This is a genomic window from Streptomyces arenae, from assembly GCF_022343545.1.
GTDB lineage: Bacteria > Actinomycetota > Actinomycetes > Streptomycetales > Streptomycetaceae > Streptomyces > Streptomyces humi.
The window spans coordinates 68,837-84,374 of sequence record NZ_JAKQYH010000023.1; the positions used below are offsets into that span (position 1 = coordinate 68,837).

At 72.2% G+C, this 15,538-nt stretch carries 12 protein-coding genes; 2 read left to right on the top strand and 10 right to left on the bottom strand.

Annotated elements, in window-relative coordinates; all coding sequences use genetic code 11:
• Window positions 1-7: 7 nt before the first annotated feature.
• Both MB828_RS12250 and MB828_RS12255 read left to right on the top strand, forming a co-directional pair.
• Window positions 8-1,549, top strand: a complete 1,542-nt coding sequence (locus MB828_RS12250; RefSeq protein ID WP_301648169.1) for an alpha/beta hydrolase — start codon at window positions 8-10, stop codon at window positions 1,547-1,549.
• 225 nt (window positions 1,550-1,774) lie between these two features.
• Window positions 1,775-3,322, top strand: a complete 1,548-nt coding sequence (locus MB828_RS12255) for an alpha/beta hydrolase (RefSeq protein WP_301648170.1) — start codon at window positions 1,775-1,777, stop codon at window positions 3,320-3,322.
• A 62-nt stretch (window positions 3,323-3,384) separates the two neighbouring features.
• Here MB828_RS12255 and moeZ read toward each other — a convergent pair whose 3' ends face one another.
• The 10 genes from moeZ to MB828_RS46650 all read right to left on the bottom strand — a co-directional run bounded on the left by moeZ (window position 3,385) and on the right by MB828_RS46650 (window position 15,514).
• The gene (moeZ, locus tag MB828_RS12260; RefSeq protein WP_133025407.1) at window positions 3,385-4,563 is read right to left on the bottom strand and encodes an adenylyltransferase/sulfurtransferase MoeZ; all 1,179 of its coding nucleotides are present in this window, start codon (window positions 4,561-4,563) and stop codon (window positions 3,385-3,387) included.
• Window positions 4,564-4,626: 63 nt separating this feature from the next.
• Entirely contained in the window at window positions 4,627-5,376 is a 750-nt protein-coding gene (locus MB828_RS12265; protein WP_301648171.1) for a spherulation-specific family 4 protein, read from the bottom strand.
• Complete coding sequence (locus MB828_RS12270) at window positions 5,364-6,323, bottom strand: NAD-dependent epimerase/dehydratase family protein (RefSeq protein WP_046730484.1); 960 nt, start codon at window positions 6,321-6,323, stop codon at window positions 5,364-5,366. Before MB828_RS12270 ends, MB828_RS12265 begins: the two co-directional genes overlap by 13 nt.
• A gap of 169 nt (window positions 6,324-6,492) precedes the next feature.
• The gene (locus MB828_RS12275; protein WP_301648172.1) at window positions 6,493-7,869 is read right to left on the bottom strand and encodes a hypothetical protein; all 1,377 of its coding nucleotides are present in this window, start codon (window positions 7,867-7,869) and stop codon (window positions 6,493-6,495) included.
• Window positions 7,866-9,566 (bottom strand): glycosyltransferase, encoded by a 1,701-nt coding sequence (locus MB828_RS12280; protein WP_430381366.1) that lies wholly within the window; start codon window positions 9,564-9,566, stop codon window positions 7,866-7,868. Before MB828_RS12280 ends, MB828_RS12275 begins: the two co-directional genes overlap by 4 nt.
• Before the next feature lie 266 nt (window positions 9,567-9,832).
• Entirely contained in the window at window positions 9,833-11,425 is a 1,593-nt protein-coding gene (locus MB828_RS12290; RefSeq protein WP_343236162.1) for an ABC transporter ATP-binding protein, read from the bottom strand.
• Window positions 11,422-12,420, bottom strand: a complete 999-nt coding sequence (locus MB828_RS12295) for an ABC transporter permease (protein ID WP_133025412.1) — start codon at window positions 12,418-12,420, stop codon at window positions 11,422-11,424. The genes MB828_RS12290 and MB828_RS12295 overlap by 4 nt, the downstream gene beginning before the upstream one ends.
• Complete coding sequence (locus MB828_RS12300; protein WP_301648174.1) at window positions 12,417-13,532, bottom strand: ABC transporter permease; 1,116 nt, start codon at window positions 13,530-13,532, stop codon at window positions 12,417-12,419. The genes MB828_RS12295 and MB828_RS12300 overlap by 4 nt, the downstream gene beginning before the upstream one ends.
• Window positions 13,533-13,536: 4 nt before the next feature.
• Complete coding sequence (locus MB828_RS12305) at window positions 13,537-15,255, bottom strand: ABC transporter substrate-binding protein (RefSeq protein WP_301648175.1); 1,719 nt, start codon at window positions 15,253-15,255, stop codon at window positions 13,537-13,539.
• Between the two features lie 166 nt (window positions 15,256-15,421).
• Complete coding sequence (locus tag MB828_RS46650; protein WP_338059060.1) at window positions 15,422-15,514, bottom strand: Ms4533A family Cys-rich leader peptide; 93 nt, start codon at window positions 15,512-15,514, stop codon at window positions 15,422-15,424.
• Between the last annotated feature and the right edge of the window lie 24 nt (window positions 15,515-15,538).

Consider the following 15,538-nt stretch of genomic DNA (forward strand, 5'->3'; position numbering starts at 1 on the left):
TGGGGGTATGCCGAAGCCCAGCCGGATCCGTGTCGCCGCCCTGACCACCGCCCTGGTGCTGTTCGTGCTGACCGGATGCAGCGGCGGCGGATCCGAGAACCAGGATCTGACGGCGCAGAAACTGGACTGGAAGGCGTGCCCGGCCCCCGACGAGGCCGAGGGCGGCGGCGACTCGCCCTCGCCGCTGCCGGGTGGCGCCAGCTGGCAGTGCGCCACCATGAGGGCGCCCCTGGACTGGTCGAAGCCGAAGGGCGCGACCATCGGGCTCGCCCTGATCCGTGCCAAGGCCAGCGGCGCCCCGGACCGGCGGATCGGCTCCCTGGTCTTCAACTTCGGCGGGCCCGGCGGCAGCGGCGTCACCACCCTGCCGGCGTTCGGCGCGGACTACGCGGCCCTGCGCACCCGCTACGACCTCGTCAGCTTCGACCCGCGCGGGGTAGGCCGCAGCGACCCCGTGGAGTGCGAGAACGACGCCCAGCTCGACGACTACTTCCAGCAGGACGCGACGCCCGACACCAGCGCCGAACGCACCCAGCTGATGAAGCGCACCCAGCAGTTCAACGCCGCCTGCGAGAAGAACTCCAAGACGATCCTGCCCCATGTGCCCACCACCGACGCCGCCCGCGACATGGACCTCATGCGCCAGGTCCTGGGCGACCGGCAACTGCACTACTTCGGCATCTCCTACGGCACCGAACTCGGCGGCGTCTACGCCCACCTGTTCCCGAAGAACGTGGGCCGGGCCGTGTTCGACGCCGTCGTCGACCCCACCCAGAACCCGGAAGAGAGCTCGCTGGGGCAGGCCAAGGGTTTCCAGCTCGCGCTCGACAACTTCGCCGAGGACTGCACCTCGAAGAAGACACCGTGCCCCATCGGTGACACCCCGCAGGATGTGAAGGACCGTATCGCCAAGCTCCTCGTGGACCTCGACAGGAAGCCGATCCCCGGCATCCTGCCCCGCATGCTGACCCAGACCGCCGCCACCAACGGCATCGCCCAGTCCCTGTACTCCAAGGACTTCTGGGAGTACCTCACCGAGGGCCTGGAGGAGGCCTACGACGGTGACGGGAAGATCCTGATGCTGCTGTCGGACTCGATGAACGGCCGTAACCAGAACGGCGAGTACAGCAACATCACTGCGGCCAACATCGCCATCAACTGCGCCGACGAGAAACCCCGGTACACCGCGGACTACGTCCAGCAGAAGCTGCCCGAGTTCCGCGCCGCCTCCCCGCTGTTCGGCGACTACCTCGCCTGGGGCATGGTCAGCTGCACGGACTGGGCGGTGCCCGGCGCCGCCGACCACCCCGACGTGAGCGCGCCCGGCTCGGCGCCGATCCTGGTCGTCGGGAACACGGGGGACCCGGCCACTCCGTACGAGGGCGCGAAGAAGATGGTGGAGGCGCTCGGGCAGGGGATCGGGGTCGAGCTGACGTACAAGGGGCAGGGGCACGGGGCGTACGACAGCAAGAACAAGTGCGTGCAGGGCGCGGTGAACGGCTACCTGCTGGAGGGGACGGTGCCGAGGGCGGGGACCGTGTGTACGTGATCGCGGCGGGTGGTGCCGAGCGGGTGGCGCCGGGAGGGTGGTGACGCGGCTGCGGCGCCGTCGTGGCTGATCGCGCAGTTCCCCGCGCCCCTTTCGGGGGCGCTTTGAAACCGCAGGTCAAAGGGTTATCCACAGGCGGAATTGGGCTTCGTGCGTTCCGCCTACCATGGCCTGACCGCTTTCCGCGACGAACCTGCGGAGGGCCCGTGTGGGGGATGTGAGCACATGTATCGATCTGTACGGTGGGGGGCCGTCGTGGCCGCCGGGCTGCTGGTGGCCGGGTGCAGCGGTGGGTCGTCCGGTGGGGGCGGGGAGCCGGGGAAGGCCCGGCCCGTCCGGCCGTCGGCCTCCGCCAGTGGTTCCGGTGTCCTGCCTGGCTCCCTCACCTCCCAGAAGCTCGACTGGGCCCGCTGCAAGGCCACTTCGGACTCCGCCGCGCCGGGTGACGAATGGCGGTGCGCGACGCTCAAGGTGCCGTTGGACTGGGCGAAGCCGGACGGGGAGACCATCGGGCTGGCGCTGATCCGGGCGAAGGCGAGCGGGGCCCAGGGCAAGCGGATCGGTTCGCTGCTGTTCAACTTCGGCGGCCCGGGCAGCTCGGGTGTCTCGACGATGCCGTACTACGCCCCCACCGTCTCCGCGCTGCGCGAGCGGTACGACCTGGTGAGCTGGGATCCGCGCGGGGTGGGCGCCAGCGAGGGCGTCCGGTGCCGCGGCGACAAGGCCGTCCAGGCCGCCGAGTCGGTCGACGCGACACCGGACACGGCGGCCGAGGAGACGACGTACTTCCAGGACGCCGCCGACTTCGGGAAGGACTGCGAGAAGGCCGCCGGCAAGCTGATCGCGCACGTCTCGACGACCGACACGGCCCGCGACATGGACCTGATGCGCCAGGTGCTCGGTGACACGAGGACGCACTACTTCGGCATCTCCTACGGCACCGAACTGGGCGGTGTGTACGCCCACCTGTTCCCCGGGCGGGTGGGGCGGCTGATCCTGGACGCGGTGGTCGACCCGACCGCGGACTCGGTCGGGCACGCGAAGAACCAGGCCCAGGGCTTCCAGCGGGCACTGGACGACTACCTGAAGTCCACCGGGCAGGACCCGAAGCAGGGTTCGCAGAAGATCGTGGACCTGTTGAAGACGCTCGACGCGAAGCCGCTGCCGACATCCTCCGGGCGGAAGCTGACGCAGACCCTCGCGGTCACCGGCATCGTCCTGCCGCTGTACAGCGAAGAGAGCTGGCCGACGCTGACCAGCGCGCTCAAGGCGGCCGAGGAGGGCGACGGCACGGAGCTGCTGTCGCTCGCGGACCAGTACAACGAGCGTGACTCCGCGGGGCACTACGGCACGACCACCCAGTCCCAACGGGTCATATCGTGCCTGGACGACAAGCAGCGGCCGACGCTCGCCGAGACGAAGAGGCTGCTGCCCGAGTTCGAGAAGATCTCCCCGGTCTTCGGGGACTTCCTGGGCTGGGACACGGCCGGCTGGTGCCACGACTGGCCGGTGGCCGGCGAGTACGACACCCCGGAGGTGAGCGCCGCGGGCGCGGCCCCGATCCTGCTGGTCGGCAACACCGGCGACCCGGCGACCCCGTACGAGGGCGCCCGGCGGATGGCCGACGAGCTGGGCAAGGGCGTCGGTGTCGAGCTGACCTGGAAGGGCGAGGGCCACGGTGCCTACGGCAGTGGCAGCGACTGCGTGGACTCGACCGTGAACGCCTATCTGCTGGACGGCACGGTCCCGAAGGACGGCAAGGTCTGCTCATGACGGAGGCGGGGGCCCCGGGCACCTGCCGTGCCCGAAGCCCCCGCCCACCGTGGGAACCGTGCTCAGTAGACCGGCTTCGCCGGCTCGATCTGGTTGACCCAGCCGATCACGCCGCCGCCCACGTGGACGGCGTCGGAAAAGCCCGCGGACTTGAGGACCGCGAGGACCTCCGCGCTGCGGACGCCCGTCTTGCAGTGCAGGACGATCTTCTTGTCCTGCGGCAGGCCCTCCAGGGCGGTGCCCAGGAGGAACTCGTTCTTCGGGATCAGCTTGGCGCCGGGGATGGAGACGATCTCGTACTCGTTCGGCTCGCGGACGTCGATGATCTCGATGTTCTCGCCGTCGTCGATCCACTCCTTGAGCTGCTTGGGAGTGATCGTCGAACCGGCGGCCGCCTGCTGGGCCTCCTCGGAGACGACGCCGCAGAAGGCCTCGTAGTCGATGAGCTCGGTGACGGTCGGGTTCTCGCCGCAGACCGCGCAGTCCGGGTCCTTGCGGACCTTGACCTGGCGGTACTGCATCTCCAGGGCGTCGTAGATCATCAGCCGGCCGACCAGGGGCTCACCGGTGCCGGTGAGGACCTTGATGGCCTCGGTGACCTGGATGGAGCCGATGGACGCGCAGAGCACGCCCAGGACACCGCCCTCGGCGCAGGAGGGGACCATGCCCGGCGGCGGGGGCTCCGGGTAGAGGCAGCGGTAGCAGGGGCCGTGCTCGGACCAGAAGACCGAGGCCTGGCCGTCGAAGCGGTAGATGGAGCCCCACACGTACGGCTTGTTCAGCAGCACGCAGGCGTCGTTGACCAGGTAGCGGGTCGCGAAGTTGTCCGTGCCGTCGACGATCAGGTCGTACTGGCTGAAGATGTCCATCACGTTCTCGGCCTCGAGCCGCTCTTCGTGAAGGACCACGTTCACGTACGGGTTGATGCCGAGGACGGAGTCCCGGGCGGACTCGGCCTTGGAGCGGCCGATGTCGGCCTGGCTGTGGATGATCTGACGCTGCAGGTTGGACTCGTCGACCTCGTCGAACTCCACGATGCCGAGAGTGCCGACGCCCGCGGCGGCCAGGTACATCAGCGCCGGCGAGCCCAGGCCGCCGGCGCCGACACAGAGCACCTTGGCGTTCTTCAGCCGCTTCTGCCCGTCCATCCCGACGTCCGGGATGATCAGGTGGCGGGAGTACCTGCGGACCTCGTCTACGGTGAGCTCAGAAGCTGGCTCGACCAGGGGTGGCAGCGACACGGAGACTCCGTTGATCGGTCTATCACTACGTTTGTTCTCCCTGTAACACTGCCACGGCCTTCATCATTCCGAGACACCTGTTCCGATCCGCGAGACGATCTCGTCCCAGTAGCCGGGCATGGCCTCCCACGGATCCGCCCTGCCGCCGCGATCGGTCCGGTCGGTGATGTAGATCGTGGCGGCGCCCTGCCAGCGGGTGATCCGCAGGGCCTCGTCGAGGTGGCCGAGGGGCACGCCGTGGACGAAGTGGCAGAAGCGGTCGGGCGGGTAGTCCGCGGTCCACTCGGCCACCTGCGACCAGCGGTAGTCGCTCCAGGGACCGGCGAAGGTGACCAGTTGGTCGGCGTTCTCGGCGTAACCCGGGTGGGGGTGGGTGCCGTGTCCGAGGACGATGTGGGGGCCGTCACCGATGTCGCGGAGCGCGGCGACGGTGCGGCGGACCTCGGGGAGCGCGGTGCGCTCGGTGGGACAGCGGTCCAGCAGGAAGCCGTCGACGCGGTACCAGTCGTGGAAGCAGTGGGCGTCGGTGACCAGGTCGGCGCGGGGGCGGGCGCCGTGGGCGGCGTCCAGATGGCCGAGGACACGGACGCCCGCATTGCGGAGCCGGCCGGCCGCCTCCAGGCAGTGCGGGTCGGGCCGGCTGCCGGGACCGTTCGCCACGTCGAGGACGACCCAGTGCAGGGGCGTGCCAGGGCGGGCGAGTTCGGCCCACTGGGCGGGCGCGAGAAGGGGGTGGGCGTAGCCGGGGATGCCGACCGCGGTGCGGACGCCGGTGGTGGCGGCGCCCGCCCGAGGGCTGGTCAGATGCGGCATGCCGCCTCCATCCAGATGTCCGCGAGGGATTCCTCCAGGTTGATACGGGGCCGCCAGCCGAGCCGGTCGCGGGCGCAGCGCACGTCGGCCTGCTGCCAGCTGCCGCAGCCGTCCGGGTACGGGTACGCGACCGGGGCCGCGTGGTCGGGGTCCAGGCGGGGGTGGCCGATGGCGCCGCGCAGCGGGCCGGGCGGGCCGTCCAGTTCGTGCAGGGCGCCGCCGTATCCGGCGACCCGGGCGAGGACGGCGGCCGCGTCGCGCAGGCGGACGGCGCGCCCGGAGCCGATGTTGATGACGCCCTGGGCGGCGGAGAGCGAGGCCGCGTGCACGGCGCGGGCGACGTCGCGGACGTCCACGAAGTCGCGCTGGGCACCGAGGCCGCCGAGTTTGAGTTCGCCGTCGCCGGACTGCATGGCGCGGCGCATCGCCTCGGCGAGCCGGCCGAGCGGGGAGCCGGCCGGGGTGCCGGGCCCGGCGGGCGAGAAGACGCGCAGGACCACGGCGTCCAGGCCGGAGCCGAGGACCAGTTCGGTGGCGGCGAGCTTGCTGACGCCGTACGGGCCGCCGGGTCGGGGCACGGCGTCCTCGGCCGTGGAGGAGCCGGGCTGGCTCGGTCCGTACTCGGAGCTGCAGCCGATCTGCACCAGCCGGGCGCCGCAGCCGCTGCGGCGCAGGGCCTCGCAGACGGTGGCGACGGCGACGGTGTTGTGCCGGGTGAGTTCCCGGGCGCCGCCGCGGGTGGCGCCGGCGCAGTTCACGATCACGCCCGGGTGGACCGCGTCGAGGAAGCGGGTGAGGGCGCCGGGGCTGCCGGTGGCGAGGTCGAAGCGGACATCGGCGTCGTCACCGCGGCCGAGTGCGGTGAGCTGGACGGCCGGGTCGGCGAGCAGCCGGTCGGCGACGAAGCGGCCTAGGTATCCGTTTGCTCCGATCAGCAGGACCCTCATCGCGTGGCTCCCGGGGTGTGCGCTCCGGCGACTCCGGTGGTTCCGGACGCTCCGGGTCCGGGTCGGGAGATGGTCATCTGGTGGTCTCCTTCTAGGGGTGCGGTTGCCTCGGACGAGGCGCCGGGCGCCGGCCGCCGGGACGGCACGGCGTGACCCGGGAAGAGTTGGCTCACTCGGGGTCTCCCGTGGGGGCGTGGGCCGAGGCCCGGGTGAGGGTGCGGGCTGCCCGGAACAGCAGCGCCAGGGCGGCCGCGCCGCAGGCCAGGGCCGGGACGCCGCCCGGGCCCGCCACGTTGGCGAGGGCGTCGACAGGGGTCGCCAGGAAGGCGCAGCCGGGGAGCCGGCCGGCGAGGACCAGGGCCACGGCCGCCGCTTCCGTGACGGCGGCGCCGGCGAGGGCGAGGCCGACCCCACGCGGGGCGTGGTGGACGGCGAGCAGCCGGGCGAGCAGCAGGAGGGCGCCGAGGGTGAGGGCCTGCGGGTAGCCGGCGGCTTCGCCGAGGACGGTGCCGCACAGCGCGAGCAGGCCGGTGAGGGCGCCCAGGCAGAGGGCGAAGGTGCCGAGCAGCAGCGGCTGGACGGCTGCCGTGAACTCCTCCAGGCCGCGGCTGCCGGCGAGCCGGCGGCGGGCACCGGTGGTGAGGAGGTGGGTGCTCCAGGCGGCCGGGGCGGTGGCCAGGGCGAGGGCGAGGACCGGAACGGTGGCCACCGGCCAGGGGCCGTGCGCGGTGCCGGTCGGGAGACCGTGGGGACCGCCGTCGAGGGCGGCCCGCAGCAGGCCGTCGCCGAGGAGGGCGTAGCCGAGGAGCCAGCAGGTCCATGCGCGGGTGCCGGTCGCGGTGTGCCGGGCGAGCGCGCGGGACGGCGCCGCCAGCGGGCCGCGGCGCAGCGTGAGGCGGAGGGCCAGGGCGACGGCGAGGACGCCGGCGGCTGCCAGCAGGAGCCGTGGGCGGCCCTGGGTGAGCCGTACGCCGGTCACGGTCAGCGCGGCGAAGGTGCCCGGGAGGCACGCGAGCAGCGCCCAGTCGGCGCGTACGCGGGGCGTGGGCGCCGGTTCGGGGTGCGGGCGGTGTTCGTCGTCGCGGGGCACGCGCGCGTAGAGCTCCTCGGCGAGTGAGAAGACGTCACGGTGCCGGAAGCCGGCGGCGGTCCGGTCGGTGACGCCGTGCGCCTCCAGGCCGGCGGCGATCTCCAGGGGGTCGACGGCCCGCTCGCAGAGGGCGCGGTGGCGGTGCAGCAGCGCTTTCACGGGGTCGCCGGCGCTGCGTCGCGGGCTGGACCTGTGGCGCCCGGCGGTGTCCTGGCCTTCCCTGCCATCTGCGGCACCCGTGGCGGCCATGGCGGCCGCGGCCGGTCCCGGTCGGCCGCTTCCGAACGGGGAGGAGTCTCCCGGATCGCCCTCCTCGGGCTCCGGAAGCCACTCCCCCGACCGGGCGTCCCACGCAGCGGCCCGGCTCGGCGGCCCCGGCCGGTCCAGTGCCCCCGGCCCACCGCCCGCCGTACCGCGCCCGTCACCGCCCGCCGCGCCGCGCCCGTCGCCGTTCACCGTGCCCCCTCGCGCTCTTTGAGCGGTGTGGCCCGCACCGGGGTGATCCCCGTCGTGGCGCCCGGCGCCCGGCCGGGCCCGCGCCTGCCGGCGACCTGGGCCGTGGGGCCGGTCCAGCGGCCCGGCACATGGGCCTCGGCGGGGACGGCGAACGGCAGCGGCTCGCCCGACTCGTCGAGGACGACGCGGCGCACCGGGCAGTGCGAGACGATCTCCAGGTAAATGCCGCGAAATGCCGTGACGTTCTGCTCGACGGTGAAGAGTTCCAGTGCCCGGGCGCGCGCGGCGGCACCGAGGCGCTCACGGCGCTCGGGGTCGCGCAGCAGTGCCACGCACGCCTCCGCGAGCGCCCGCGGATTGCGCGGGGGTACGACGAGACCGGTGCCGCCGATGACCTCCACCACGGCGCCGACGTCCGTGGACACGGTCGCGCGGCCGCAGAACATCGCCTCGGCGAGACCGACCGGGAACCCCTCGACGACGCTGGAGAGGACGACGACGGTGCCGGACGCGTAGGCGTCGGCGAGGGTGGGCGCCTGCGGGCCGCCGATCTCCTCGAAGCAGACCGGGTTGTCGCCGACGGCGTGCACGCCCTCGGCCTCGTCCGGGAAGAGCTGCGCGGCGAGCGCCTTGCAGTGCCCCAGATAGGCCGCGCCCTCCGGACCGGTGGGGGCGCCCAAGATCCGCAGCCGCGCCTCGGGCTCCTCCTTGCGGACCTCCGCGAAGGCGTGCAGCAGCGACATCAGGTCCTTGGCGGGTTCGACACGGCCGACCCAGACGAGCGTGTGCGGGTCGGCACGGTCCGGGGCCTCACCGACCTCGGTGAAGCGGGCGGACTCCATACCGGGGTGCACGGTCCTGATCCGGGCCCGGTCGGCGCCGCAGCGCTCCTGCCAGCGGCGGGTGTGCGCGTTGCCCGGGGTGATGATCGCGGCGCGGCCGTAGACCTCCGCGGCGAGCCGGCCGTGCAGGGCGGCGAGCAGGGTGCGCACGGCCGGGGTGGCCGCTTCCGGACCGGCGGCGAGGTAGTGCGCGCGCAGTCGCGCGCCGTACTCGGTGACCAGCAGCGGGACGTCGGAGAAGTGCCCGGCGAGCAGGCCGGACAGGGCGGCGGGGCCGGTGGCGGTGGCGTGGCAGAGGTCGGCCGCGCCCAGGCCGTCGTCGCCGTACCAGTCGAGGGAGAGGGGGCGCAGGGCGCGTTCGAGGTGGGTGGCGATGGCGAGCAGATCGGGTACCCGCGCCCCGCGCACGGCGGTGTGTGCGCCGGGCGCACGGCAGGCGCGCTCGAGCGCGCGTGCGGCGGTGTCGGAGTGGAGGGCACCGACCAGCCCGCCCTCGTCACGGGCGAGTTCGGCGAGTCCGTAGAGGGCGCTGCCGAAACGGTCCGCCATGAGACCGGGCACGGCGTCGGGGCCGTCGGGACCGGTCGCGCCGCCTCCGCTCGGCCCGGCGCACAGCACCTGCGCGAGCTCCTCGTAGCTCTCGGCGAAACGCCGGCGCGCGCGCCTGCCGTACGCGACGCCGTCCTCCTCCGCGGTCCACAGGGGGGCCGTCCGGACCCGGCTGACGTGCGGGGGCGGCTCCAGTCGGCCCTCGGCCTCCTGACGGCGGCCGCGGCTGAGTGCGTAGACGTCGAACTCGTGCTGCCCGAGCCCGCGCACGAGCCGGTCGCACCAGAGTCCGGCGTCACCGTTCACATACGGATAACCACCCTCCGTAACCAGTCCGATGCGCACGTGTGCACCCCCGATCGATCTCGCGTATGGGAGCCGCCGTCGCGTCGACGGCTCGCAGCGGGACGAACGTATGCGGACAAGGCGGTGGCGCGACGGACGGTTGTCCATCGCGCCACCAAAAGGGGTGAACGGTCGTAACTTTCACGTGCGGACCGCGTTCGGTCGCGCTAAGAGATCGTTCGACAGCGAAACGTTACCTCACGGCACCGGGCCGAGCAGCGGAAACGTCACGCCGACGCCAGTTCCCGCCGGGCGGCCCGGCGCCGGGCCGCGACCTCGGGGTCGAGGGCGGGTACGGCGGCCAGGAGTTGCCGGGTGTACGGGTCCTGGGGGTTGTCGTACACCTCGTCGGCGGGTCCGGTCTCCACGATCCGCCCCTGCCGCATGACCGCGACCCGGTCGCTGACCTGACGCACGACGGCGAGGTCGTGGGCGACGAAGACGAGCGCCAGCCCGAGTTCGCGCTGGAGTTCGCCGAGCAGGGCGACGACCTGGGCCTGGGTGGTGACGTCCAGCGCGGAGACCGGCTCGTCGCAGACGATGACGCGCGGGTCGGCCGCGAGCGCCCGCGCGATGCCCACGCGCTGGCGCTGGCCACCGCTGAACTCGTGCGGATAACGCTCGTAGTGCGCCCCTTCGAGCCCCACGCGCTCCAGCAGTTCGCTGACCCGCCCCCGAATGCGCCCCTCGTCCCGCTCGCCGCGGGCGCGGAGCGGGTCGGCTATCGACTCGCCCACGCTGCGGCGCGGGTTGAGCGAGGAGACCGGGTCCTGGAAGACCATCTGGACGACCGGGTGCACGCCCACGCGCGCGTGCCCGTCGTGACGGACCTCCCCCGCCGTCGGCTCCAGCAGCCCGACCAGCATCCTGCCGAGCGTCGTCTTGCCGCTGCCGCTCTCCCCGACGACACCGAGGGTCTCGCCCCGGCGGACGGTCAGTGACACGTCGTCCACGGCCGTGAACGCCCGCCGGCCGCGCCCGAACTCACGGCTCAGGCCGACCGCTTCCAGGACGACCTCGTCGGACGCCTGCGACGGCGCGCGGACCGTGTCCACACGCGGGACGGCGGAGAGCAGTTCGCGGGTGTACGGCCGTGCGGGCGCCCCGAGCACGGTGGCGACCGGGCCCTGTTCGACCACGCGGCCGTGGCGCATGACGAGCACGTCGTCGACGCTCTCGGCGGCGACGCCCACGTCGTGGGTGACGAGCAGCAGGCTCATGCCGGTCTCCTCGCGCAGCGTGTGCAGCAGGTCGAGGATCTGGGCCTGGACGGTCACGTCGAGGGCTGTGGTGGGCTCGTCGGCGATGAGCAGTTCGGGCTCGCAGGCGAGCGCCATGGCGATCAGCGCACGCTGGCGCATGCCGCCGCTGAACTCGTGCGGGCGGGACCGGGCCCGGCGCGCGGCGTCCGGGATGCCGACGCGGTCCAGGACCTCGACGGCACGCGCGCGTGCGGCCCGTCGCGAGACGCGCGTGTGCACCCGGTGGACCTCGGCGATCTGGTCGCCGATCGCGTAGTACGGGTCCAGGGAGGACAGCGGGTCCTGGAAGACCATCGCGGCCTTCGCGCCGCGCAGCCGCCGCAGTTGCTCGTCGGACGCGGCCTGCACGTCGACTCCCGCGACCTCGACCGAGCCGCCGACCCGGGCGCCCGTGCCGTGGTGCAGGCCGAGCAGGGCCGAGGCGACCGTGGACTTGCCGGAGCCGGACTCGCCGACCAGCGCGAGGGCGGCGCCCGCCGCGAGGGTGAAGGAGAGCCCGTCCACGGCTCGCAGGTCGCCGAACTCCACGGTCAGATCAGTGACTCGGACGAGACTCACGTCAGTACCACCCGTCGGTCGGCCAGCGCGTACAGGACGTCCGCGACGGCGTTGGCGAGGACCACGAAGAAGCCGATGACCAGGACCATGCCGACGACGACGGGCAGGTCGACCACGGTGACGGCGTGGACGAGTTCCTGGCCGATGCCGGGGAGGCCGAAGAGGGTCTCGATGAGCACGGCGCCGCCGACCGCGCTGCCGACGTCGTTGGCGTTCAGGGCGATGATCGGCGCGAGTGCGCCGCGCAGCGCGTGCCGGCCGACTATCGCCCGTTCGCCGACGCCGTAGGCACGGAAGGTGCGGATGTGGTCCTCGGCGAGGGTCTCCAGCATCGAGGCCCGGGTGAGCCGGGCGAAGTAGGCCGCCTCGGCGACCGCGAGGGTCAGCCAGGGCAGCAGCAGGTTCCAGGCCCACTGCTCGGGGTCGTCCGCGAAGGAGACGTACTCCGGGAACGGCAGCAGCTCCAGCTGTCCGCAGACCACGATCATCAGGACGAGGCCGATGACGAAGACCGGCGTGGCGATGCCGGCCAGGGTGAGGCCGGTCAGGGCGCGCTCGGTGAACCGGCCGCGCCGCCAGACGGAGAGGATGCCGGTGCCGACGCCCAGCAGCAGCCAGAGCACCATCGCCCCGATCACCAGCGACAGGCTGACCGGCAGCTTGGTGAGGATGATCTGGGTGACCTGCTGGTCGCTCTGGTACGACAGCCCGAGGCAGGGCGCCGCGCAGTGCGCGACGGACGTGCCGGTCGAGTAGTCCTGGCCGGCGACGATGCCCTCCAGGAAGTGCCAGTACCGGACGTACAGCGGGTCGTCGAGCCGGAGTTGCTGGGTGACCTGGTGCACCTGTTCCGGCGAGCAGCGGGGGCCGCAGGTGATCTGGGCGACGTTGCCGGGGGTGACGTAGAAGACGACGTAGACGATGACCGAGATGGCCAGCAAGGTGATGACCGCGCCGATCACGCGGCGCAGTGCGAATCCGGCGAAGCCGTTCATGACCTCGCCTCCTTCGCGGAAACCGGAGCCGTCTCGGAAGCGGGATCCGTCGCGGGGGCCGGAGCCGTCCCGGAAACCGGATCCGTCGCGGGGACCGGAGCCGTCGTGGGTGCCGCCGCCGCGGTGGCCGCCGTCGTCTCCCGCCCGCGGCCGGTTCCGACGCGCAGCCGGGAGGCCGAGCGGGGGTCCAGGGCGGTGCGGACGCCGTCGCCGAGCACGGTGAGCGCGAGCACGGTGACGAAGAGGGCGCTCGCGGGCAGCAGCAGGTACTGCGGGGCCGCCTGGTACCAGACGTTGGCGGAGGTGAGCATCTGGCCCCAGGACGGGGTCGGGGGCTTCACGCCGACGCCCAGAAAGGACAGCGAGGCCTCGATGGCGATGTTGGCCGGCACCATGAGGGCGGCGTACGTGATGACGGGCGCGGCGAGGCCGGGGAGCAGTTCGCGGCGGGCGATCCGCCAGGTGCTCCAGCCGCTGAGCCGCGCGGCGGCCACGTAGTCGAGGTTCTTCAGGGAGAGTGTCGCGGCACGTGCGATCTTCCCGATGGTGCCCCAGGCGACGAAGCCGATGATGAGGGAAACCAGGACGGGCCTGGGGAAGCTGCTGGGCACGACGGCCAGCAGGGCCAGCGCCATGATGATCAGCGGCATGGCGACGATGATGTCGGTGATCCGGCTCAACAGTTGATCAACCCATCGGTTGCCGAGCCCGGCCGTGACGCCGACGACGACACCGAGGACGACCTGCACGGTGGTCGCCCCCAGGGCGACGCCGAGGGAGACCCGGGCGCCGTAGACGAGCCGGGCGAACAGGTCCCGGCCGGTCCCCGGTTCGACGCCGAGCCAGTGGTCGGCGCCGATGCCGCCGAAGGAGCCGATGGGCACGCCGCCGCGTGCCGAGTCCACCAGGGAGGGGTGGTAGGTGGTCGGGTCCTGCCCTTCCAGGGCGGTGAGCAGCGGCGCGGCGAGCGCGACCAGGACGAGCAGCGCGACGATCCCCGCCGCGACCAGGGCGGCTCGCTGCGCGCGCAGCCGCCGCCAGAACTGACGAGCCCCCGAAGCCCCCGAGGCGGGTGCCTCGGGGGCCTGGGGGGAGACGATTGCCTCGGTCACGGCGTCACTTCACCGCGACCTGGGAGATGTCCAGGACACCGGTCCAGTCGCTGATCACGACATTCCTGATGTCCTTGCCGACCAGCCGCTTGTAGACGGGGTGGAACAGCGGCACGGTCAGGGCCTGGGCGCCGATCTTCTTGTCCAGCGCGCCCCACCGCTCGGCGGCGGCGTTGAGGTCGGTCAACTTGTTGATCGCGTCAATCTCGGCATTGACGGATGCGTCGTTGAGCAGACCGTTGTTGAAGTTGGCGCCGTCCTTGACGATCTGCCGGCCGTCGAAGATCGGGGCCAGGAAGGGACCGCCCGAGGGCCAGTCGGCGCCCCAGCCGGAGAGGAAGAAGCCCGGCTCGGTCTTCACGCTGTGGACGGTGTCGGAGTAGCCGTTGTCCTCCAGGCCCTGGAGCTTGACCGTGATGCCGGCCTTCTTGAGGGCGTCCTGGATGGCGGTGGCGATCTCGGGGCTGGTCCTGAAGTTCTGGGCGTTGTCGTGCGTCAGCGTGACGGTGAGCCCCTTCGGGTAACCCGCCTCCTTCAGCAGTTCCTTGGCCTTGGCCGCGTTGCCGGTGGCACCGGCCGGGAAGAGGTCGTACGGCGTGTAGCCGAAGGCCTTCTGGTTCGGGAGGAAGGTGGTGGCGGGCTCGGCGAGCGCGCTGCCGCCCGCCGCGTTGACCACGGACGACCGGTCGACGGCGTAGGAGATCGCCTGCCGCACCTTGGGGTTGTCGAACGGCTTCACCGTCGGGTTGAACGCGATGTAGTTCGTGTAGCCGAAGTGGCCGGTGCCGACCCGCGCGGCCAGTGCCTTGTCGCCGGTCACCTTGGCGAGTTCGGCCGGACCGAGGTTGGTGTCCGTGGTGACGGCGGCCGCGTCCGTGCCCTGGGACGCCGACAGCCGCTGGTTGATCACGGCCGAGTCGAGACCGGACTTGACGTCGATCTTGTCCGGGTAGGCCTTGCGCTGGTCGTCGACGGACGTCGACCAGTACTTGTTCCGCTCCAGCACCAGGTGCTCACCGTCGTTGTCGTTCTCGACGACCTTGTAGGGGCCGGAGGAGACCGGGTGCTCCTCGTACTTGGTGCCGGTGTCCTTGGCCTTCGGGACGGGCGTGAACTGCGTCTGCGTGGCCAGGTACGGGAACTCGCCCTCGGGCTTGTTCAGATGGAAGACGATCGTGCGGCTGTCCGGCGTCTCGATCGCCGACAGCCCCTTCTTGTCCTTGTAGGGACCCTGGTAGTCGGCCGCGCCGACCAGCCAGTCCCGCAGGTACGGCGCGCCGCCGGAGAGTTCGGGGGCGAAGGACCGCTCGATGCCGTACTTGATGTCGGCGGACGTGATCGCGGTGCCGTCCTCGTACTTGAGGCCCGCCTTCAGGGTGTACGTCCACACGGTCGCGTTCTTGCTGGGGCGCCCGGTGTCGGTGGCCAGGTCGGGCACGACCTTGGTGCCGGCGGCGCCGTTCGCGCGGTTGCGGGTGGTGAGCGTACGGAACACCAGGGAGGGCACGTTGCCGCCACCGGAGGTGTACAGCCGGGCCGGGTCGAAGTCCGACTGGGGGTCGGAGTTCAGGACGGTGAGCGTGCCGCCCTTGTGCGGCGTGGAGTCGCCACCGGAACCCTTGGCATCGTTGTCCTTCGGCCCGCAGGCGGCGGCACCCGCTGCCACGACCAGGCTGACGGTTGCCACGGCCACACGGCGCGCTGTGGCGGACGGTTGACGCATCGGAATGACGACCTCTCGGAAGGCGTGTCTCGCTGGGTGAGACAGATTGACGAGGAGTGAGACGAAAGTGAACAGACGTCTGCCCTGGCGCCAGGCCGCCGAAAGAGCCGTGACCCAGGTCACGGCAGCATGGAGAGATCGCGACGCGAACGCCAGAGGGCGAGCGTCAGCGACAGTGGATGTCGGCCACGCAGAGCGCGGTCACGCCGATGAGCGCCAGCTCGATGGCGGCGCGCGAAGAGGCGTGGGGGGACGACATGCCCAGAAATATGTATGAACTTTC